Source organism: Youxingia wuxianensis (assembly GCF_014385085.1).
Classification (GTDB): domain Bacteria; phylum Bacillota; class Clostridia; order Oscillospirales; family Ruminococcaceae; genus Youxingia; species Youxingia wuxianensis.
In genome coordinates, this window is the sequence record NZ_JACRTD010000003.1 from 277,676 (window position 1) to 297,393 (window position 19,718).

Annotated in this window: 22 protein-coding genes, 1 other RNA gene and 1 riboswitch; of the genes, 18 read left to right on the top strand and 5 right to left on the bottom strand. The window is 43.5% G+C overall.

Annotated elements, in window-relative coordinates:
- Window positions 1–25 precede the first annotated feature (25 nt).
- The 6 genes from H8705_RS05620 to H8705_RS05645 all read left to right on the top strand — a co-directional run bounded on the left by H8705_RS05620 (window position 26) and on the right by H8705_RS05645 (window position 3,144).
- Complete coding sequence (locus H8705_RS05620) at window positions 26–373, top strand: YbaB/EbfC family nucleoid-associated protein (RefSeq protein ID WP_262394842.1); 348 nt, start codon at window positions 26–28, stop codon at window positions 371–373.
- A gap of 7 nt (window positions 374–380) precedes the next feature.
- The gene (gene recR / locus H8705_RS05625; protein ID WP_262394843.1) at window positions 381–980 is read left to right on the top strand and encodes a recombination mediator RecR; all 600 of its coding nucleotides are present in this window, start codon (window positions 381–383) and stop codon (window positions 978–980) included.
- Window positions 981–995: 15 nt separating this feature from the next.
- Window positions 996–1,400 carry a GtrA family protein gene (locus H8705_RS05630; protein WP_262394844.1) on the top strand — a complete coding sequence of 135 codons (405 nt, stop codon included), beginning with the start codon at window positions 996–998 and terminating at the stop codon, window positions 1,398–1,400.
- 39 nt (window positions 1,401–1,439) lie between these two features.
- Window positions 1,440–1,907, top strand: a complete 468-nt coding sequence (gene smpB / locus H8705_RS05635) for an SsrA-binding protein SmpB (protein ID WP_262394845.1) — start codon at window positions 1,440–1,442, stop codon at window positions 1,905–1,907.
- A gap of 24 nt (window positions 1,908–1,931) precedes the next feature.
- Window positions 1,932–2,280: a transfer-messenger RNA gene (ssrA, locus tag H8705_RS05640) on the top strand.
- Between the two features lie 327 nt (window positions 2,281–2,607).
- Entirely contained in the window at window positions 2,608–3,144 is a 537-nt protein-coding gene (locus H8705_RS05645) for a HEPN domain-containing protein (RefSeq protein WP_262394846.1), read from the top strand.
- Between the two features lie 137 nt (window positions 3,145–3,281).
- Here the strand turns inward: H8705_RS05645 and H8705_RS05650 are convergent, their stop codons facing one another.
- From H8705_RS05650 to H8705_RS05670, 5 genes are all read right to left on the bottom strand, one after another.
- Window positions 3,282–3,749, bottom strand: coding sequence for a beta-lactamase family protein (locus H8705_RS05650; protein WP_262394847.1), 468 nt, complete (start codon window positions 3,747–3,749; stop codon window positions 3,282–3,284).
- The gene (locus tag H8705_RS05655) at window positions 3,716–4,459 is read right to left on the bottom strand and encodes a serine hydrolase domain-containing protein (protein WP_262394848.1); all 744 of its coding nucleotides are present in this window, start codon (window positions 4,457–4,459) and stop codon (window positions 3,716–3,718) included. The genes H8705_RS05650 and H8705_RS05655 overlap by 34 nt, the downstream gene beginning before the upstream one ends.
- Before the next feature lie 342 nt (window positions 4,460–4,801).
- A complete protein-coding gene (locus tag H8705_RS05660; protein ID WP_262394849.1) occupies window positions 4,802–6,157 on the bottom strand; it encodes an NCS2 family permease in 1,356 nt (451 codons plus the stop codon).
- Window positions 6,158–6,488: 331 nt separating this feature from the next.
- Window positions 6,489–7,823: an MATE family efflux transporter gene (locus H8705_RS05665; RefSeq protein ID WP_262394850.1), complete on the bottom strand. Its 1,335-nt coding sequence runs from the start codon at window positions 7,821–7,823 to the stop codon at window positions 6,489–6,491.
- A gap of 71 nt (window positions 7,824–7,894) precedes the next feature.
- On the bottom strand, window positions 7,895–8,395 hold the full coding sequence (locus tag H8705_RS05670) for an amidase domain-containing protein (protein WP_262394851.1): 501 nt from the start codon (window positions 8,393–8,395) through the stop codon (window positions 7,895–7,897).
- 119 nt (window positions 8,396–8,514) lie between these two features.
- A riboswitch (cobalamin riboswitch) is annotated at window positions 8,515–8,688 on the top strand.
- Between the two features lie 271 nt (window positions 8,689–8,959).
- Here H8705_RS05670 and cbiD point away from each other — a divergent pair.
- The 12 genes from cbiD to H8705_RS05730 all read left to right on the top strand — a co-directional run bounded on the left by cbiD (window position 8,960) and on the right by H8705_RS05730 (window position 19,715).
- Window positions 8,960–10,114, top strand: a complete 1,155-nt coding sequence (cbiD, locus tag H8705_RS05675; protein ID WP_262394852.1) for a cobalt-precorrin-5B (C(1))-methyltransferase CbiD — start codon at window positions 8,960–8,962, stop codon at window positions 10,112–10,114.
- Entirely contained in the window at window positions 10,111–10,800 is a 690-nt protein-coding gene (gene cobI, locus H8705_RS05680) for a precorrin-2 C(20)-methyltransferase (protein WP_262394853.1), read from the top strand. The genes cbiD and cobI overlap by 4 nt, the downstream gene beginning before the upstream one ends.
- A 3-nt stretch (window positions 10,801–10,803) precedes the next feature.
- Complete coding sequence (cobM, locus tag H8705_RS05685; protein ID WP_262394854.1) at window positions 10,804–11,559, top strand: precorrin-4 C(11)-methyltransferase; 756 nt, start codon at window positions 10,804–10,806, stop codon at window positions 11,557–11,559.
- Window positions 11,556–12,605 (top strand): cobalt-precorrin 5A hydrolase, encoded by a 1,050-nt coding sequence (locus H8705_RS05690; protein ID WP_262394855.1) that lies wholly within the window; start codon window positions 11,556–11,558, stop codon window positions 12,603–12,605. Before cobM ends, H8705_RS05690 begins: the two co-directional genes overlap by 4 nt.
- A 142-nt stretch (window positions 12,606–12,747) precedes the next feature.
- Window positions 12,748–13,476 (top strand): precorrin-3B C(17)-methyltransferase, encoded by a 729-nt coding sequence (gene cobJ, locus H8705_RS05695; RefSeq protein WP_262394856.1) that lies wholly within the window; start codon window positions 12,748–12,750, stop codon window positions 13,474–13,476.
- Complete coding sequence (cobK, locus tag H8705_RS05700; protein WP_262394857.1) at window positions 13,469–14,224, top strand: precorrin-6A reductase; 756 nt, start codon at window positions 13,469–13,471, stop codon at window positions 14,222–14,224. The genes cobJ and cobK overlap by 8 nt, the downstream gene beginning before the upstream one ends.
- Before the next feature lie 145 nt (window positions 14,225–14,369).
- Window positions 14,370–15,590 (top strand): precorrin-6y C5,15-methyltransferase (decarboxylating) subunit CbiE, encoded by a 1,221-nt coding sequence (cbiE, locus tag H8705_RS05705; protein ID WP_262394858.1) that lies wholly within the window; start codon window positions 14,370–14,372, stop codon window positions 15,588–15,590.
- Window positions 15,577–16,977: a cobyrinate a,c-diamide synthase gene (locus tag H8705_RS05710; RefSeq protein WP_262394859.1), complete on the top strand. Its 1,401-nt coding sequence runs from the start codon at window positions 15,577–15,579 to the stop codon at window positions 16,975–16,977. Before cbiE ends, H8705_RS05710 begins: the two co-directional genes overlap by 14 nt.
- Window positions 16,970–18,031, top strand: coding sequence for a nicotinate-nucleotide--dimethylbenzimidazole phosphoribosyltransferase (cobT, locus tag H8705_RS05715; RefSeq protein ID WP_262394860.1), 1,062 nt, complete (start codon window positions 16,970–16,972; stop codon window positions 18,029–18,031). The genes H8705_RS05710 and cobT overlap by 8 nt, the downstream gene beginning before the upstream one ends.
- Window positions 18,032–18,043: 12 nt before the next feature.
- Window positions 18,044–18,565 (top strand): bifunctional adenosylcobinamide kinase/adenosylcobinamide-phosphate guanylyltransferase, encoded by a 522-nt coding sequence (locus H8705_RS05720; protein WP_262394861.1) that lies wholly within the window; start codon window positions 18,044–18,046, stop codon window positions 18,563–18,565.
- Window positions 18,562–19,335, top strand: a complete 774-nt coding sequence (locus tag H8705_RS05725) for an adenosylcobinamide-GDP ribazoletransferase (protein WP_262394862.1) — start codon at window positions 18,562–18,564, stop codon at window positions 19,333–19,335. Before H8705_RS05720 ends, H8705_RS05725 begins: the two co-directional genes overlap by 4 nt.
- The gene (locus tag H8705_RS05730; protein ID WP_262394863.1) at window positions 19,332–19,715 is read left to right on the top strand and encodes a bifunctional adenosylcobinamide kinase/adenosylcobinamide-phosphate guanylyltransferase; all 384 of its coding nucleotides are present in this window, start codon (window positions 19,332–19,334) and stop codon (window positions 19,713–19,715) included. Before H8705_RS05725 ends, H8705_RS05730 begins: the two co-directional genes overlap by 4 nt.
- The last annotated feature ends 3 nt before the right edge of the window (window positions 19,716–19,718 follow it).

Here is a 19,718-nt window from a genome sequence, read left to right on the forward strand (position 1 = left end):
ACTACGAAAATTAGGAGGTTTTTATATGAAAGCAAGACTGCCACAGGGGATGGGCGGAGGCCCGGGAAATTTACAGAGCATGGTTCGCCAGGCACAGAAAATTCAGGATCAAATGAAACAAAAACAGGCGGAAATTGAAGAAATGGATTTTCAGACTACTTCCGGCGGCGGGATGGTAGAAGTTGTCATTAGTGGAAAAAAAGAGATTAAAAGCCTGAATTTAAAACCGGAGATTGTAGATCCTGAGGATATTGAAATGCTTCAGGATATGATTATTGCCGCAGTGAACGAGGCCATCCGTAAGGTGGAAGACACAACCAATGAGCAGATGGAAAAAATCAGCGGAGCCTTAAATATTCCAGGTTTGGTATAATATTATTATGGCGTACAATGTATTACCTTTGACAAAATTAATTGAACAGTTTGAGCGTTTGCCGGGGATTGGACGTAAAACTGCCCAGCGGCTTGCGTTTTATGTGCTTTCGCTTCCCAAAGAAAAAGCGCAGCAGTTTGCGGACGCTATTATAGACGCCCATGAAAAGATTAAACGTTGTAAAACCTGTCAAAACTTAACTGACAAAGAATTTTGCCCGGTGTGCAGTGATGACACGCGGGACAAGGAAACAATTTGTGTGGTAGAGACGTCTCAGGATGTAATCGCGTTTGAGCGCACCCGTGAATATCATGGGCAATATCATGTCCTTCATGGGCTTATTTCTCCCATGGATGGGGTAGGTCCTCAACAACTGACGATAAAAGAGCTTCTCTCCAGGCTTACGGATGATCATGTAAAAGAAGTGATTATGGCGACTAATCCTACAGTAGAAGGGGAAGCGACCGCCATGTATATCGCAAAGCTTCTTCGGCCTATGGGAATTAAAGTTACCCGTTTAGCATATGGTATTCCAGTTGGCGGAAATTTGGAATATGCAGATGAGGTTACTTTATATCGTGCGCTGGAAGGCAGAAGTGAAATATAATTTGTAGGTGACTGAATGTTTAGGCTTGGAAATTTAAGCGAAGATGAAGTTAAGCGGATAATGAAATTTGGTATTACAGGCGTAGCGAATACTTTAATCGATATTGGAGTTTACAGCCTGTTAGCTTTAGTGTTGGAAGCGAATGTATTTTTCTCCCAGTGCTGTGGATTTTTAGCAGGAATGCTCAACAGCTATTTGGTAAATCGCAGTTGGACGTTTAAATCCAACCATCGCTTTTTCAGTTTGCAGCTTGTAAAATTTGTAATTACCAATTTAATTGTACTGGCGCTAAGTTTACTTCTTTTAAAAATATTTATCGATTTCTTTTTATGGGGGAAATTTTTGGCAAAACTGGCAGCAACCGCGATTACGTTGGTAGTAAATTTTTTAATCAACCGTCTATGGGTATTCAACAACTAAATAATATAGTATAATTTGGACAGCAGGGGAGGTGGTTTGATGGAAAAGGCATCCACAAAGACAATCGCTGTAAATAAAAAAGCCAGGCACGAATATTTTGTAATTGAGGCTTATGAAGCAGGAATTGAACTATTCGGTACGGAAGTAAAATCTCTGCGTGCCGGAGCGGTCAATCTAAAGGATAGCTGGTGCGATTTAATTAAAGGAGAGCTTTTCATCAAGCAAATGCATATTTCTCCTTATGAGCAGGGAAATATTTTTAACCGTGACCCTTATCGTGAGCGAAAGTTGTTGATGCACCGCAGGGAGATTAATAAATTGGCGGGACAACTTTCTCAACAAGGATACACTCTCATTCCGCTTTCCCTGTATTTCAAAAATTCTCGGGTAAAGGTTCAATTGGGGCTTTGTAAAGGAAAACAGCTTCATGATAAACGGCAAGATATGGCCAAACGGGACGCTAAACGGGATATTGACCGGGCGTTGAAAGAACGAATTAAAACATAACCGGAAGTTTTTCGGTTACTATATGGGGATGTAAAGGTTTCGACGGGGACTCTGAAGTATGAGTAGCGAGTAGAGGCGCACGCCCTCTATAAAACGTGACACTTTTAAAAATAAACGCTGAAGATAATTTAGCATTTGCTGCTTAATTAAGCAGCCGTCTTGCCTTTGAGTACCACGGCAAAGGTAAAGGCGTCGATTAGTGGTGAACGATTTATCCCAGCGGCTTCGTAAGATAAATTGTATTAGGAGCTACTGAACCAGATAGCCTGTTTGTCGGCGATCAGGGGAGGGAATGTTAAAAGATAAACTGCACTCGGAGAGACTCATATGAATCGGTTTTCGGACGCGGGTTCGATTCCCGCCATCTCCACCAATGAAATTCGACCGCTCGCCTAAACGGTCAAAAGTGGTGCCGTCACTGTTGTCGGCACTATTTTTTTGTTCAAAAACAGTAAGTACATCGACAACAACCTTTTCATCATAAACATGCACTTTATCTACAAATAAGGCGATCGCCTTTTTCTGTTGTGCCTTTGGCATTGATTTAATCTCTTGGTACATTTTAAGAAAACTATAAATTTGGTCACGGCTTAAAGAGTGAATACCCTGAGTCACATAATCACCTCCATATTAAAATATCTTACGAATATTAAGCTGCTTTTCATAATTGACTATTGATTTTCGAGGAGTTGAGTACATAATGGACGAAAATAAAGCGTTTGCCCCCTTTGATTTATCCAAAACACAAAAATTTAATAAGGTTACACAGCGGCAAGAAATGAGCGAGAATTTTTACAAATTGGCGGCTATTTATTATGATGTCGCCCTTCACACCCTAGTTAATATGAACTGGATGCCTGTGACACTCTCTAATGCGGCCTTTTCTTGTGAGCTATTTTTAAAAGCATTATTATATGGGTTTGGTATAGACTTTGAGAAAACTCACGGACTAAAAGATCTCTTTGAAAAGCTACCTCAAAATGAACAGGCTTATATTGCTGAAAATATTGCGATTGAAAATAGAGACAAAGAGTTTTTTCTCTGTCTAAATGAGCAGAACAATGCTTTTATGGAGTACAGATATATGTGCGAAGCAAAGGCGATCACGGGAAATCCTATCTTTCTTCTTAAATTTGCTCATATTTTAAAATTTGTTTACCAGTCGTTGGTTAAGGAAAATAGTAAATCGGACAAATCAGAGGAAAGTTCCGATACAGCAGATCAAGGAGGTCGGTAGCGATATTGGCGAAAATGACGCCGACTTTCTGCCGCATACAGGTGCGGCAGAAAGTTGCCAGAATGGCACTCCTTTAAGCTTATCGTCACCTCCAAAGAGAGAATATAGTCTTGTATTCTTTTATTTTATGCTCTTATTTATCTCATATAAGCGTTCAGAATGTAATCGGTAAAGTACGGCCTGGGCGCATAGGAACTGCTGCAATCACTAGTAAAGACGGTCACTAGGTCCAATTCGGGCACTACAAGGATGAACTGTCCTGCATGTCCAAATGCGTAATAGACATCATAATTGGCAGGAGCATAGGGTGTAGCATAGGTATTGTTGCTTCCTGGAGCAAAGGATCTCATCCACCATTGGTAGCCGTAGGAGCCAGTGCCGTCTCCTGCGCCCCTGTTTTTGGCGGAGGTAGACTCTGTCACCCAGCTGGCGGGAACTAACTGCTGTTCGTTCCAGATGCCGCCGTTTAGAAAAAGCTGTCCGAATTTTGCCGCGTCCCGGGCAGAAATAAACAAGCCGTTTCCACCGTCAACAATACCTTGCGGGTCAGCTCGCCAGTGAGCGTCTTCGCTTATTCCCATTGGATCAAAAGGTGAATACGGCAATACTCTTCCTGGGATATACCGGTGGCTGCCTGCAGTACTGCCGACAAAAGATGGGTATTGCCGGTGCTGTAATTAAAAACGCTTCCCGGTTCATATACCATATCTCGTCCTAGGATATACTCTACCCAATTTTGTGCTGAACGAAACTCACTCCAATTGCTATAGCCGCCGTCCCACTCATACCACTCCAATCCAGAAGTATGGGTCAACAGATGACGTAAGGTGAGAGTATGTTTTCGTTCATCTGTTTGCTCCAGTATCTGAGGCAGATATTGGGAAACGGGGTCATCTACACTGCCGATATATCCCTCGTCGATAGCGATTCCGATGAGAGCGCTGGTAAATGATTTAGAGGCGGAGTATACCCCAAAAATACTCTTTTCGTTATAGCCATCTTCATAATATTCATCGATTATAACCCCATCTTTTACCGTCACTACCGCGTGAATTCCACTATCGCTCAGGGCGGCATGGAGCGCTGTGAAGACCGACGAATCCATGTCGTGATTTTCTGGCGCGTCGAACTGCCAGTTATTATCGCTCTCAGATTCCGGCTCTACCATTACAGGGGTGTGCTGCGATTCGCTGATATTTGTGTTTATGCTGGAGGTGCTTATTGCTTGGGAAGTACTTGATGAGGCGGTGGAATCTGTGTTTGTACAGGCGGTGAACAGCAGGAAAGTGAGAATGAGTGGGATAAACTGTTTCATTGGCATTTTATTCCTTTCGTTTTACATTCATAAAAGCTACAGCCGGATAATACAAAAAACAAATCAATAAAATTTTTTGTAATCTTATTTTTTATATTATAAGAAAGAACTTTCTTTTAAGATACACCCTGGAGTCAACTCTAAGTCAAGAAAACAAATTATGAATAAAACATTCTGGTAGGGGAGCAGACTATAGCTTAACTTACCAGGTAAGCTATAAATAGAAAATTTGTCTTATTAAAAATTTTCAGACAATAAATTTATTCCTTAAAGAAGAAGTGATATAAAAAGGGTTCCAGCGGTATCGCTGGAACCCTTTTTATTTTATTGTTTTCAATTATTTTACAGACAAGCCAAAAGTATAAAGTTCAGAACAAATAAAACAGTGCACACCCAAAGAAGCGGATGAACGTCTTTTGCTTGTTTTTTGCAGCATTTGGTGATGCAATAGAAAATAAACCCAAAAGCGATACCGTAAGAAATGCTGTAGCACAAAGCCATGAAAATTCCTGCAAAGAAAGCAGGGACAGCCTCGGTGAAATCGCTCCAGTTGATTTCCGCAAAGGAGGAAAGCATCATAACACCTACAACCACCAATGCAGGGGCGGTAGCGGCATAGGGAATTGCGCTGACGAAAGTCGCCAAGAAGGAACTCAAAGCAAAGCACAGAGCCACGATAACACTGGTAAGGCCGGTACGTCCGCCTGCACCGATACCAGCCGCACTTTCCACATAAGTAGTAGTATTGGAGGTACCAAAGATAGCGCCAATAGAAGTAGCGGTAGCGTCCGCAAACAAAGCTTTGTCCATTTTGGATTTAAAACCGGTGCTGGTTTCCATCGATTTTTCATCTTCTTCACTGAAGATCCCGCTGCGGCGGCCAGTACCGATGAAAGTACCAATGGTATCAAATGTATCAGAAAGGCTGAAAGAAAAGATCGTAATTAAAACCAGAGGAATTTTTGCTGGGTCAGCAAACAAGGACCCCAATCCTTCGCTGGTAAAGATAGCGCCAAAAGTGGTAGGCAGAACCGCACAAGCTTCAGAAAAGCTGATAGTTTCGGCAGTCACAGTAACCCCCATAGGGATACCGATTAGAGTGGTAACGATAATTCCAATCAGAATAGCGCCTTTGATGTTCATCGCCTGCAAGACAATGATTAATACAAGGCCGATTAAGAAAAGCCAGAAAACAGGCTGATTTAAAGTGGACAGCGCCGGAACACCTGCGCCAAAATTGATAATTCCCACATTGAGCAATCCGATATAGGCAATAAATCCGCCAATACCGCCGCCGATAGCGTGCTGCAAACTGAGAGGGATAGATTTAATAATGATTTTACGGATTTTTGTAACGGTGATAATAATATTGATTACACCGCACAAAAATACCATGGACAGCGCTTGCTGCCAGGTAAACCCAAGAGTGAAGCAAACCGTATAAACGAAGAATGCGTTTAGCCCCATACCAGGTGCCTGCGCATATGGCACATTGGCCACTAGGCCCATAACTAAGGTACCGATTACCGAAGCGATAATTGTTGCGAGGAAAACGGCGCCCCATTCCATACCTGCCTGACTGAGAATACTCGGGTTAACCACAATAATATATGCCATAGCAAAAAATGTGGTAAGACCTGCAGTAACTTCAGTACCTACATTGGTTCCGTTTTCTTTGAGTTTAAAGAAACTTTCCATTTTAAATACCCCCTGTTTATTTTTTTAAGGTTGCTATGATGACCGAATTAATAATATTATAATATTTAATTCATAATTTTTCTACATTTTTCGAGAAAATTTTTTCACCTATCTCTCATAAAATCCCATGAAAATTTTGTACACCTTGACATGTAGGCGTTAAAACCCTATTTTAGAAGAAAAATTACGTCACTAAAAAGCAGAGAGCAAATACTTTGTCCTCTCCCTGTGGTTGTGAGAAGTGTTGGATTAGTATCGGCGGTGCCATTGACTGCACTTACCGGTGGAATTTTGCTGACTGCAAAACAAAAAAGAAACCATCCCCTCAAATTTAGGCAGGGGATGGCTTGTATTTTATCCGATAATAGATCAGTCCCGTAAGATCCGCCAACAGCCAGCCGATGGGGATGGCCCACCAGATACCAACCAGCCCGATTGCTGGAATGGGAGACAGCAGGTAGGCAAGCCCAACTCGGGTGCCTAGGGAAATAACAGTAAGAGCAATGGACATTTTTACATTGCCAATACCTCTGTAAAGGCCGTAAAGCAGGAATAAGTAGCCGATCAGGCAATAAAAGAAAGCTACAATATATAAGTACTGTACGCCTACGGCGATAATTTCTGTCTCAGAGGGATTGATAAAAATATAAAGCAGCGGACGGGAAAAAGCAATTACTATGAAGGAAATAACTAGGCAAAACAGTGTAATCCATAAAACAGCGCATTTCAGGCCTTTAGAAATACGATCCTTTTTACCGGCGCCCATATTTTGTGCGATATAAGTAGATACAGCATTGCCAAAGTCCTGTACGGGCATATAAGAAAAAGAATCGATCTTTGCCGCCGCTACAAATGCGGTCATTACTCCGGCTCCAAAAGAATTAACCAGGCCCTGTATCATCAAGATTCCGAAATTCATAATTGACTGCTGCATAGAGGTAAGCAGAGAATAATTAGCGGTCATTAAAAAAATCTCTTTATCAAAAGTAATCTCTGATAGCTTAAAATTTAAAAATTTTAACTTTCTAAAACAATATCCCATACACAGCACAGCGCTGACAAATTGAGCGGAGATCGTTGCTATCGCTGCACCCGCCACCCCCATTTTCAGCACGATGATAAAAAATAAATCCAGTACAATATTTAAAATGGTTGCGAGAATAAGAAAATACAGCGGAGTTTTTGAGTTCCCAAGGGACCTTAAGAGTCCACAAGCCCAATTATAAAGGAAGGTAAATATCATCCCACAGAAGATAATTCCCAAATATATTTTGGTATCGGCTATGAGCGCAGACGGCACATTCATCAGTCGGATAATAGCATCTAAAAGAAGGATACATAAAACGCTTAAACATAAGGTGACAGCGCCAATAAAGATAAAAGAGGTAGACATGCTGTTTTTTAATTCTTTTATTCTTTTAGCTCCGAAAAACTGAGCAAATACCACTGAGGTACCAATGCAAAGCCCTAAGATCACTGAAGTGATAAAGGTGATAAACGAAAGGGAAGACCCTACCGCCGCCAAAGCGTCCTTGCCCAGAAAGCGTCCGACAATAATCGCGTCGGCGATATTATAAAGCTGCTGAAATAGGTTGCCCACAATCATCGGAGCCGCAAACGCGAGGATTACCTTGGAAGGAGAACCTTCCGTTAAGTCTTTGATCATTACTAGCCGTCCTTGCTCTCATTTAATCATATGGATTTGATTATACGATACGGCAATGAAAAAGTAAAGATTTACTGATATTTTCGAACTCCCTCAATATGGAGGCAGCGGATTTTTTGGATAGAATAACTGGCAAGGGGCCGGCGGTGGGCGTCAAAGGTGTGGGTTGAAACTAAAATATTGTTTAAATCAGGAATATCTCCAATTTCAGTGACCAAAAGAGAGTGATAAAATTTATTGGAGTTCCCCAGCTGAATAATATCTCCAGGGTGCAGGGAGGAAATATCCGTCTCTAAAGCATAAGGGCCGACGGATTTATTTTTAATAAGAAAATTGTACAGATATTCCACTCCGGTCCAGGAAGCAGTACGATCGCTGGAAGAATTATAATACCAGCCGGTAACAGGAGTAAAATTCTGAACACCGGCGCCGGCATAAAGGCACTGGGAAATAAAGTTGGTACAGTCACCGCCGATTCCATCAAAGTTAAGGTAACGAGGATTTCGTTTGTCATACCATTTGGCGGCATAGTCCACGGCTTTTTGCCGTTGATAAGGAAGGGAAATAAGCATGGTGTAAAGCTCCTTTCAAGTTATCTATCCTCATCCTATGGAAAATCAAAGGAACTGCTACAAAAACCGTGAACACCTTGACTTTTGTTACCTGTTGGATTAAAATTTAGAGTAATAAAATGTATATTTTAGATATAGGCATTTAAGGAAAGTTGGGTGAAAATCCCACGCAGGGACGCTGCTGTAATTACGGAGTAATGATCCCAATATGCCACTGGAACATTTCTTTCTGGGAAGGCGGATCAAAGCGATGATGTATAAGTCAGAATACCGGCCTGTAGCTATTAACGTTCTGGCTCTGCGGTTCATCGGAGCAGCGTGATATTTTACGTGAAAAGGGTAATTGGGCCTTATTCTCGGATTTTGGAAGGCTGTCCGTTGACCAATTGGTTCGGCGGATAGCTTTTTTCTTTTATGCAGGTAGGTATGATAAAAGTGCGGTTACTCTTCCCGGCTGTGTGGAATCGCTCCTGCGGCTAAACTGTTTTTTTGATAAGTTAGTTTATTTTAGTTGATGCAGCCGTCTTAGAAATAGATTGTTTGGAAAGGGATCTCGTTGTTATTATGGAGCAATATGAAGCGAAGGACAAAAAACGTTTGCGCTGTGGCTATACCACAGGTTCTTGTGCCGCCGCCGCCTCGAAAGCGGCGGCGTGGATGCTTTTGTCCGGCGAAAGGATAAGCTCTATTACTATTATGACGCCGAAGGGGACGTTGCTGCAGCTTCCCTTAGAAGACGTTACTATGGGAGAAAACTCGGTTTCTTGCGCTGTACGTAAAGATAGCGGCGACGATCCGGACGTTACCGATGGCATGCTTATTTATTCGATTGTGCGAAAAATACCCGATCCAGGAAAAATTGTAGTCGATGGAGGAGAAGGGATAGGGCGCGTCACCAAAAAAGGACTGGAATGTCCGGTGGGATGCGCAGCGATTAACCCGGTTCCGCGAAAGATGATTGAGGACGGGGTGCGCTGGGCATTAAACAAGTTTAATGCCGGGAGAAATTCTTTTGGAATTTCTGTAGAGATTTGCGCGCCTCTGGGAGCGCAAATCTCTGAGCGCACCTATAACCCCCGATTAGGAATCGTTGACGGTATTTCCATCCTGGGCACCAGCGGTATTGTGGAACCGATGAGTGAACAGGCGTTAATTGATACGATTAAAGTGGAAATGAAGGTGCTCAAAGCTGCCGGAAAGAATCACATTTTTTTAACGCCAGGGAATTATGGGGAGGAATTTGCCACTCAAAACTTACATCTTCCGCTGACCTGCGCGGTAAAAACCAGCAATTTTATCGGTGATTCTTTAGATCTGGCCTGTGAGCTTAAGTTTGAGAGCGTACTTTTAGTAGGTCATATGGGAAAACTGATAAAATTAGCAGGAGGAATTTTTAATACCCATTCCAAATATGCAGACGCCCGTATGGAAATTATCGCCGCTCATGGGGCGCAGTGGGGAGCGGGAGAAAAAACTGTGCGGAAGATTATGGAATGTATTACGACGGATGAGGCCCTCTCCTGCTTTGAGGATGAAGCAATAAAAAGAAAAACGATAGAATCCATTATAAATAAAATTGATTTTAATATAAAATACCGAACAAAAAAGCAAATAAAAACCGGGATAGTTCTTTTTTCAAAAGAGCATGGTCTTTTAGGAAAAACACAAAATGCATATCAGCAGATCGCAAAGATATTAGCGCAGGAGGAACAAGAATGAAAGGAATATTATATGGGGTCAGCATAGGGCCGGGAGATCCTGAACTCATTACATTAAAAGCAGTAAATATCATACAAAGCTGTGATATTATTGCGGTGCCTGCTGCCAATGAGGATACTTCAACCGCATTGCATATTGTGCGCAAAGTGCTTCCGGAAATAGATTCAAAAAAAATTATTCAATTGTTTATGCCTATGACGCGGGATAAAAAACAAATGGAAGAATATCACCAAAAGGCAGCCAATATAATAAAAGGATATTTAGATCAGGCAAACAATGTGGCCATGCTGACCTTGGGGGATGCGACGATTTACTCTACTTATCTTTATGTACACCGATTAATCAAAGAAGGTGGATATGAGACTCACATTATTCCCGGGGTACCCTCTTTCTGTGCATCCGCAGCTCGGTTGGGGATAGGTTTGGTGGAGGGGGCGGAACCATTGCATATTCTGCCGGCCTCTTATGAGGGGATAGAACAAGGCCTTGCGTTAGGCGGCACGAAAGTTCTTATGAAAATAGGAAAATCCATCGATAGAATTAAGCGGATTTTAAAACATAACGGCCAGGATGAAAACGCCATGCTGATACAGAAGTGTGGAATGGAAGGGGAGCAAACGCTTTGCTCTTTGGATCAGGCGGATGAAAATACCAGTTATTTTTCAGTAATTATTGTGAAGGAGTAAAAGATGGTATATTTTGTTGGAGCGGGCTGCGGCGCGGTGGATTTGATTACTGTACGGGGGCAAAAACTTTTATCTCAAGCGGATGTGGTTATTTATGCCGGTTCGCTGGTGAATCCCGGGCTATTGGAGTATACAAAAACTGGTTGTGCTGTTTATAACAGCGCTTCTATGACTTTGGAACAGGTGTTAGAGCTGATGAAGTCATCAGAAAAGCAAGGAAAACTTACCATACGTCTGCATACAGGCGATCCTTGTATTTATGGTGCTATCCAGGAGCAGATGGATCAGTTGGAAAAATTTCATATCCCTTATGAGGTGGTGCCGGGGGTCAGCTCTTTTTGCGGTGCAGCGGCGGCACTGAAGAAGGAATATACGCTCCCTGACGTTTCACAGACGGTAATCATTACCCGGATGGAAGGCAGAACGCCGGTGCCTAAAAAGGAGAGTATGGAAAAATTGGCGTCCCATCAGACAACGATGGTAATCTTTTTAAGCACGGGACTGCTGGAACATTTAAAAGAACAGCTGTTGGAGGGAGGATATTCACCGGATACCCCTGCAGCGATTGTTTATAAAGCCAGTTGGGAGGATGAGAAGAAATTTATTACTACCATAGAGGCTTTGCCTCAGGTAGCAAAAGAAAATAATATTAATAAAACTGCTCTTATTTTAGTGGGGGATTTTCTTTCTGGGGAATATGAACGTTCCAAGCTGTATGATCCGGGATTTTCCCATGAATTTCGCGAGGCGTCTTTATGAAACTATCCATTATTTCCTTCACCCAAAAAGGGGCAGTTTTAGCAAAAAAAATCCGGGACGAATTAACTGTAAAGGGAAATAACTGTACGGCGTATTGCATGCCTAAATATGCCGAAATCCCTTACCTTCTTCCTTTAAATACCACACTTTCCAATTGGACAAGCGCCGCTTTTGAAAATAGTGACGGCTTGATCTTCGTCTCTGCCTGCGGAATTGCAGTACGGGCCTTGGCCCCTCATATTAAAAGCAAGCTAACTGATCCGGCGGTAGTGGTTATCGACGATTGCGGCCGGTTTGCGGTTTCGCTTTTGTCCGGACATATGGGAGGGGCCAATACGCTGGCCAGAGAAATCGCCGGCGCCGTTGGCGCAGTGCCGGTGATCTCCACCGCCACAGATAATCATCATAAATTTGCGGTAGACTTATGGGCGGCGGAAAATTCGTTGTGTCTGCGAGATGTCCAGCTGGCTAAAGAAGTATCCGCTGCTTTATTAGACGGAAAAAAAGTGGGATTTATCTGTGATTTTCCAATAGACGGCTCCCTCCCGGAAGGGCTATGTGAGGATGCCAGTCTTTCCCTTGGAATTTGTGTTACTCTGGATGAAAAGAAAAAACCGTTTAAAAACACCCTCGTGTTGATACCACAGAGTATTACCGTTGGGATTGGATGTAGGAAAGGCGCTTCCAAGGAAGCGATACAAACGCAATTAAGCGCTTGCCTTGCCAAAGAGCATATTTCTCCTTTGGCGATAAAAGAGATTGCTTCGATTAATATTAAAGCGCAGGAGGCGGGTTTATTAGCGTTATGTAAGGAATATGACGTTCCCCTCAAAACGTATAGCGCGTCTCAGCTGATGGAGGCAAAGGGGACTTTTAGCTGCTCCAGCTTTGTAAAAGAACAAACGGGAACGGATAACGTGTGTGAACGAGCGGCGCTGCTTGCAAGCGGTGGAAGCCTGTTGGTAAAAAAGCAATGTGGTAAGGGCGTGACGATTGCTTTAGCAGCCGCGAATTGGAGAGCCAGCTTTGAAGAATGCAATACTTGAGAGCAGTCATTCAGCGCTCCAAGGATCTATGAGAAAACTTTGCTTGAACCCAATCCAATAAGTAAAAGAATGATTCATGGCGGATATGGGGAGGAAAGCGGAAAAGGGAGTACTAAAATTATTAATATCGGAGATTGAATAGATGAAAATATTTGTAGTAGGCTTGGGTCCGGGCAGTCTTGAAGATATGACTATACGAGCTTATCGCGCTTTGAAGCAAAGTGATGTAATTACCGGGTATACGGTTTATATTGATCTAATTAAGGAACGATTTGAGGAAAAGGAATTTGTTTCCACGCCTATGCGAAAGGAAGAGCAGCGCTGTATTCTGGCCATAGAAGAAGCTAAGAAGGGAAAGACAGTTTCATTGGTATGCAGCGGAGACGCTGGCGTCTATGGCATGGCGGGGCTTTTGTACCAGATAGCGCAGGATTATAAGGACATAGAAGTGGAAGTGGTGCCGGGAGTCACAGCCGCTTGCAGCGGCGCCGCAGTATTAGGAGCGCCCTTGGGACACGATTTTGCTATCATCAGTTTAAGCGATTTGCTTACTCCATGGCCGCAGATTGAAAAGCGGCTGGCAGCGGCAGCGTCGGCAGATTTTGCTATTTGCCTTTACAATCCGTCCAGCAAAAACCGAGCGGATTATTTACAAAAGGCATGTGATATTATACTGGACTTTCAGCCGCCGGAACTTATCTGCGGGGCGGCGCGGAATATTGGCCGGGAAGGAGAAAGTTATCAAATAATGTCGCTGTCCCAGCTTCGGAATACAAAAGTCGATATGTATACCACTGTGTTTATAGGCAATTCCAATACGCTGCGGCTAAAAGACAGGATGATCACACCGAGAGGATATAAAAATGTTTAAGTTTTTAGTATTTGCCGGGACCAGTGAAGGCCGAAAAATAATTGAGTATCTGCTTAGATGTAATGCATGCGTACATGCCTGTGTGGCAACCGAATATGGGAAGGAACTTTTGGACACACAGGAAAATTTGATTATCTATGCGAAACGTATGGATTTTGATCAAATGGTGCAGTTGATACAATCACAGCGGTTTGATCTTGTAATTGATGCTACCCACCCTTATGCCAAAGAAGTCACAGAAAATAGTAAGGCTGCCTGTGAAAAATGCAAAGTACGGTATCTGCGTGTTTCCCGTCCTGTAAAAAAAATAGAGGGCTGTATTTTTGTCGAAACTATCCAGAAGGCGGCAGAATATCTTAGCGATACTCAAGGTCCAATTTTACTTACCACTGGAAGCAAGCAATTAAAAGCCTTTACCGTTATAAAAGATTTTTCTACTCGTATTTATCCGAGAATTTTACCAGTGCCGGAGAATATACAGTATGCTTTAGAGCTAGGATATCAGGGAAAAAATCTTATCTGTATGCAAGGACCCTTTTCCCAGGAAATGAATTTGGCTATGCTGCGCCAGATCCACGCGGCGTATTTGGTAACGAAAGAATCCGGAGACGCAGGAGGTTTTTTGGAAAAAATAACCGCCGCCAAAACAGCCGGCGCGGTTCCCATTGTGGTGGGAAGACCTGCACCCCAGGAAGGTTATACGTATGAAGAAATATTGGAGCTTCTAAGAGCTGACTTTGCACTGTAGGAAGAAAAAGCGCCGCGTTTTCTGTTTGATAAGGCGTGCCCGAGAAAGGATATACAGGGAGAACTTAATATATTTTGCAAAAATGTTTAAAAGATCACATTCAGCAGAGGCATACCCTCGATGCTGATAGGATACAGGAGCTGTCATGAAGATATATATCATTGGAATTGGGCTGGGAAATCCTAATTTTTTAACGAAGGAAGCCAAAAAAATAATAGATTTTTCTGACTGTCTGATTGGAGCAAAACGGATGTTGTCCGCTTTTGAAAGATTGGAAAAGGAGCGCTTTCCCTGTGTTCGGGCGGAAGAAATTGTACAGTTTCTCGCATCTCATACCAATTATTCCCAAGTATCCATACTAGTTTCCGGAGACACGGGATTTTATAGTATCGCTAAAAAGCTGACGGAACTGTTGGGGAAAGAAAAAGTATCCTGGATTAATGGGATTAGTTCTTTACAGTATTTTACAGGAAAGCTTTGTGTTTCATGGGAAGATGTAAAGGTTATTAGCTTGCATGGAAGGGAAATAAATTTTATAAATACAGTGACCTTTCATAAAAGAATATTCTTTTTAACCGGTGGGAAATATACGGTCCAGGAAATCTGTCAAAGGCTTTGCGGCGCCGGTTTTGGCAATCTGCGGGCCGCCGCAGGTGAAAATTTGTCCTACCCTCAGGAAAGAATTGTGGCCGGGACGGTACAACAGCTTTCAAAAGAATGTTTTTCTGATCTAGCGGTACTGCTTGTGGAAAATGACAATCCATCCGGCGCCAAACACCAGGTTCATGGTCTGGCGGACGAGATCTTTTTACGGGGACAGGTTCCCATGACCAAAAGTGAGATCAGGAGCGTTTGTATTTCCAAGCTTGGGATTTGCGAGGGAGATATTCTGTATGACATCGGCGCAGGGACCGGTTCTGTTTCAATAGAAATGGCATTGCAGACGTCAAATGGCCAGGTATACGCCGTGGAAAAAAATCCGGCGGCGATAGAGCTGATCCGGCAAAATAAAGAAAAATTTGGTGTGGAAAATCTTCAAATTGTTTCTGGAACCGCCCCGGATGCGATAGAGAATCTGCCAGCGCCGGACAAGGTATTTATCGGAGGTTCGTCGGGAAACCTCCCAGAGATATTAGAGCTCCTTCTTAAAAAAAATCCTTTTGTCAAGGTGACGATAAACGCAATCACCTTAGAAACGCTTACAGAAGCTCTCACTGCTTTTAAAAATCTGGGATTTTCTGCGCCGGATGTAGTGCAGATTACGGTTTCCCGTTCTAGGACGGCAGGGCATTATACTTTGATGCGGGGAGAAAATCCGGTATATATCTTAACTGCGCAAAAAGGAGGGGCCTATGCCGAAATTTAACCTGCCTAGAATTATGCTGGCCGCTCCTGCCAGTGGATGCGGGAAAACTACCGTCACCTGCGCTTTGCTCCAGTGGATGATTCGCCGCGGTATGTCCGTAAGCGCTTTTAAATGCGGCCCGGATTATATTGATCCTATGTTTCATTCTCAGATTATTGGCGCCCAGTGCCGAAATTTGGATTTATTTTTTACTGGGGAGGACACCGTTCGCTATCTGTTCCAGCGCAACTGCGCCGGCAATGAGATTGCGGTAATCGAGGGGGTCATGGGATATTATGACGGAATCGGCGTTTCTACCCAAGCCAGCTCTTACGCTCTGGCAAAGGCGCTGCAAACACCGGTGATATTGGTGATAAATGCCAGGGGAATGGCGCTTTCTGCGGCGGCGCAGATCAAGGGATATGTAGAATTTCGCGGGGACAGCCAGATAAAAGGGGTTATTATCAATAATATTTCTCAGACTGTTTTTTCTGAGCTGAAAGAGCAGATTACAAAGGAAACTGGAATAGAGGTTTTGGGATATGTTCCTAAAATGGCGGATTGCGCTTTGCAAAGCCGGCATCTGGGTCTGGTCACAGCCCAGGAGGTAAAGGATTTAAAAGAAAAACTGGATTGTCTGGCAGATCAGCTGGAAAAAACAGTGGATATTCCCCGCCTGTTAGAAATTGCTCGTACAGCTCAAGAGATTTCTTATTCGGAGCCGTTTGCGCCGCAAACGATAGAAGAGCCGCCGGTGAATATTGGTGTAGCCAAGGATAGAGCGTTTTGTTTTTATTATGAGGATAACCTACAGCTTTTACGGGATTTGGGGGCTCGGATAATCACATTCAGTCCGTTGGAAGACCCTAAAATTCCACAGGATTTGGACGGCCTTTTGTTGGGAGGAGGCTATCCGGAGTTATATGCTTGCCAGCTTTCGGAGAACCAAGGGATGTTGTCCTCTATAAAATCGGCGATAGAAAGCGGCATGCCAACAATCGCGGAATGCGGCGGGTTTATGTATTTGCATCGCTGCCTGCAGACCAGCGATGGGGCCGTATATCCCATGGCGGATGTAATCAAGGAAAACAGCTATCCAAAGGAAAAATTGGGACGATTTGGTTATATTACCCTTACGGCACAAAAGGACAACCTTTTGTGCAACAAAGGAGAGCAGCTCGCCGCTCATGAATTTCACTATTGGGACAGTACAGACCCGGGTCACAGCTTTACGGCACAAAAGCCGCAAAGAGAGATCTGTTGGGATTGTGCCTATACCACCGATTATTTTTATGGAGGATACCCTCATTTGTATTTTTACTCCAATCCGGATACGGCCCGTTGTTTTCTAAAAAAGGCGCGGGAATACCAGCTTAAAAACAGAGAGATGAGGAAACAGAATGGTTAGTTTGCAGCAGGTGATAAACGGCATAAAGCCTTTGGATGAAAAAGCGATGGGGCTGGCACAGCGGCGGTGGAATACCATCGCCAAGCCACTAGGAAGTCTGGGCCTTTTGGAAGAGACAATCATCCAAATCGCGGGGATGACAAATGATCATCAAGTATGCCTGGATAAGCGATGCGTAGTGGTCATGTGCGCAGATAATGGAGTAGTAGAAGAAGGAGTTACTCAAACCTCCAGCGAAGTTACCGCTGTTGTAACCGAAAACTTTACCAAAGGGGAAACCAGTGTTAATAATATGGCCAATATAGCTCATGCAAAGGTAATACCTGTGGATATCGGGGTAGCCAGAGACGTGGGGGGAGAAGGCCTTATCCATCAAAAGATTGCTTACGGCACTAAAAATATGACCAAAGGTCCTGCGATGACCCGGGAAGAGGCGATAAAAGCGGTTGAAGCGGGTATTCATATTGCGGTTAGACTGAAAGAGGAAGGATATCGCATTATCGCTACCGGTGAGATGGGAATTGGAAATACTACCACAAGCAGTGCGATTACCTCTGTTTTTTTACATAAGTCTCCGGAAGAAGTAACCGGACGGGGAGCGGGTCTTTCCAGTGAAGGGCTCAAACGTAAAATAAATGTTATTTCCAAGGCGATTGAGATAAATAATCCAAACCCAAACGATCCTCTTGACGTACTAAGCAAAGTGGGAGGATTGGATATTGCAGGACTGACAGGCGTGTTCTTAGGCGGCGCGTTCTGTGAGCTGCCGGTGGTAATTGACGGTTTTATTTCCGCGGCGGCCGCTCTTTGCGCAGTGCGGATTTGTCCGCAGGTCAAGGGATATCTGCTGCCGTCCCATGTATCCAACGAGCCGGCAGGAACGCTTTTGATGTCCGCTTTGAAGCTGGAGCCGTTTCTCCATGCAAAAATGTGCTTGGGAGAAGGAAGCGGGGCCGTAGCTATTTTTCCAATTCTCGATATGGCCTGCGCCGTATACAATAATATGAGTACTTTCAGCGATATCCAAATTGAGGAGTACCAGCCGTTGGAATAAGAGGTGAATAGTATGCTTTGGCTTATTATAGGGGCCAGTGCCAGTGGAAAAAGTGAATATGCGGAAAATCTGGCGGTTTCTATAGGAAGAAAAAAGCGTATTTATATCGCTACAATGCGTCCGGCGGATGACGAGTGTCTGCGCCGGATTGCCCGTCATCAAAAGATGCGGGCAGAGAAAGGCTTTTCCACTATCGAGTGTTACTGTGATCTGAAAAAACTGAAAATACCGCCGCAAAGCACAGTATTGTTGGAATGTCTTTCCAACCTTGTGGCCAATGAATTATATATTGGAGCCGGCAAGAACACAGAATCTGCGGTAATCGAAGGAATTCGGTCGCTTAAAAAGCAGGCGGAGAACCTGATTATTGTATCCAACGAAGTGTTTTGTGACGGGGAAAAATATGATCCACAGACCCAGGAATATATTGCTGTTTTAGGTCGGCTTAACCAGGAGATTGCCAAAATAGCGGATACAGTAATTGAAATAGTTTACAGTATACCGATTTTTCATAAAGGGGAGGAACGGAAATGAAACAGTTAGCAAGTGCTTTTGCAATTGCATTTTCCATGTATTCTGTGCTTCCCATGCCGCAGGTAGATTGGAAAAGGGAAAATATGAAATATGCGATGTGTTTTTTTCCTTGGATTGGCCTTGTAATCGGCGGGGCGGTTTATGGCTGGTTGTATTTTGCTGGTATATGTATGCTTCAGGAGTCGTTGGTATCTGCTGTAGCGGCGGCGCTGCCGGTTCTGTTATCAGGAGGTATTCACCTAGATGGTTTTTGTGATACAATAGATGCGTTGGCCTCTCATCAAACCAAAGAGAGAAAACTGGAAATTTTAAAAGACCCTCATATTGGGTCATTTGCTGTTATAGGCTGCTGCCTTTATTTTTTGCTTTCTTTCGCTTTATGGAGTCAGATGGCGAAAAATCCGAAAAGCGTTGGGATTATTTTAATCGGTTATATTCTCTCCCGATCTTTAAGCGGTCTTTCAGTGGTTTCTTTTTCCTGTGCGAAGAACAGCGGGCTGGCCTGCGCTTTTTCTGACAGCGCCGCAAAAATGAAAGTAAAGACCGTTATGATTGTTTATCTGGTTTTATGCTTGGCTGCGATGGCGTTCATTTCGCCTTTTTTAGGGATAGGGACATTTTTTATCAGCATACTGGTGTATGTAGGATATCAAAAAATGTGCTATAAACAGTTTGGCGGGCTTACCGGAGACTTGGCGGGATATTTTTTGATAGTATGTGAATTTTGTATCTTGCTTTATGTTTGCGCTGCAGGAGGAGTTATACAATGAGGATGGTTATTGGAGGAAAAGCGCAGGGGAAATTGGCATATGTGCTTTCGCACGAAAATCTTCTTCAAGATGAGATCATTGATGGAAGAACCTGCCCATTACAGGCTCCTTTCAGAGGAAAAGCGCTGTATGCGCTGCATGAACTGGTCCGGCGGGTGTTGAAGGATGGAAACGATCCAAGAGAAGTTGTGGTTTCTATTTTAAGAGAAAATGCAGAATTGATTATTATTACGGATGAAATTGGAGGAGGAATTGTCCCTATGGAGCCCTTCGAGCGGCAGTGGCGGGAAGAATATGGAAAAATATGCTGTATGCTGGCGAAAAAGGCGCAAAAGGTAGAACGGGTTTATTGCGGCATCCCTATGGTGATAAAGGAGTGAATA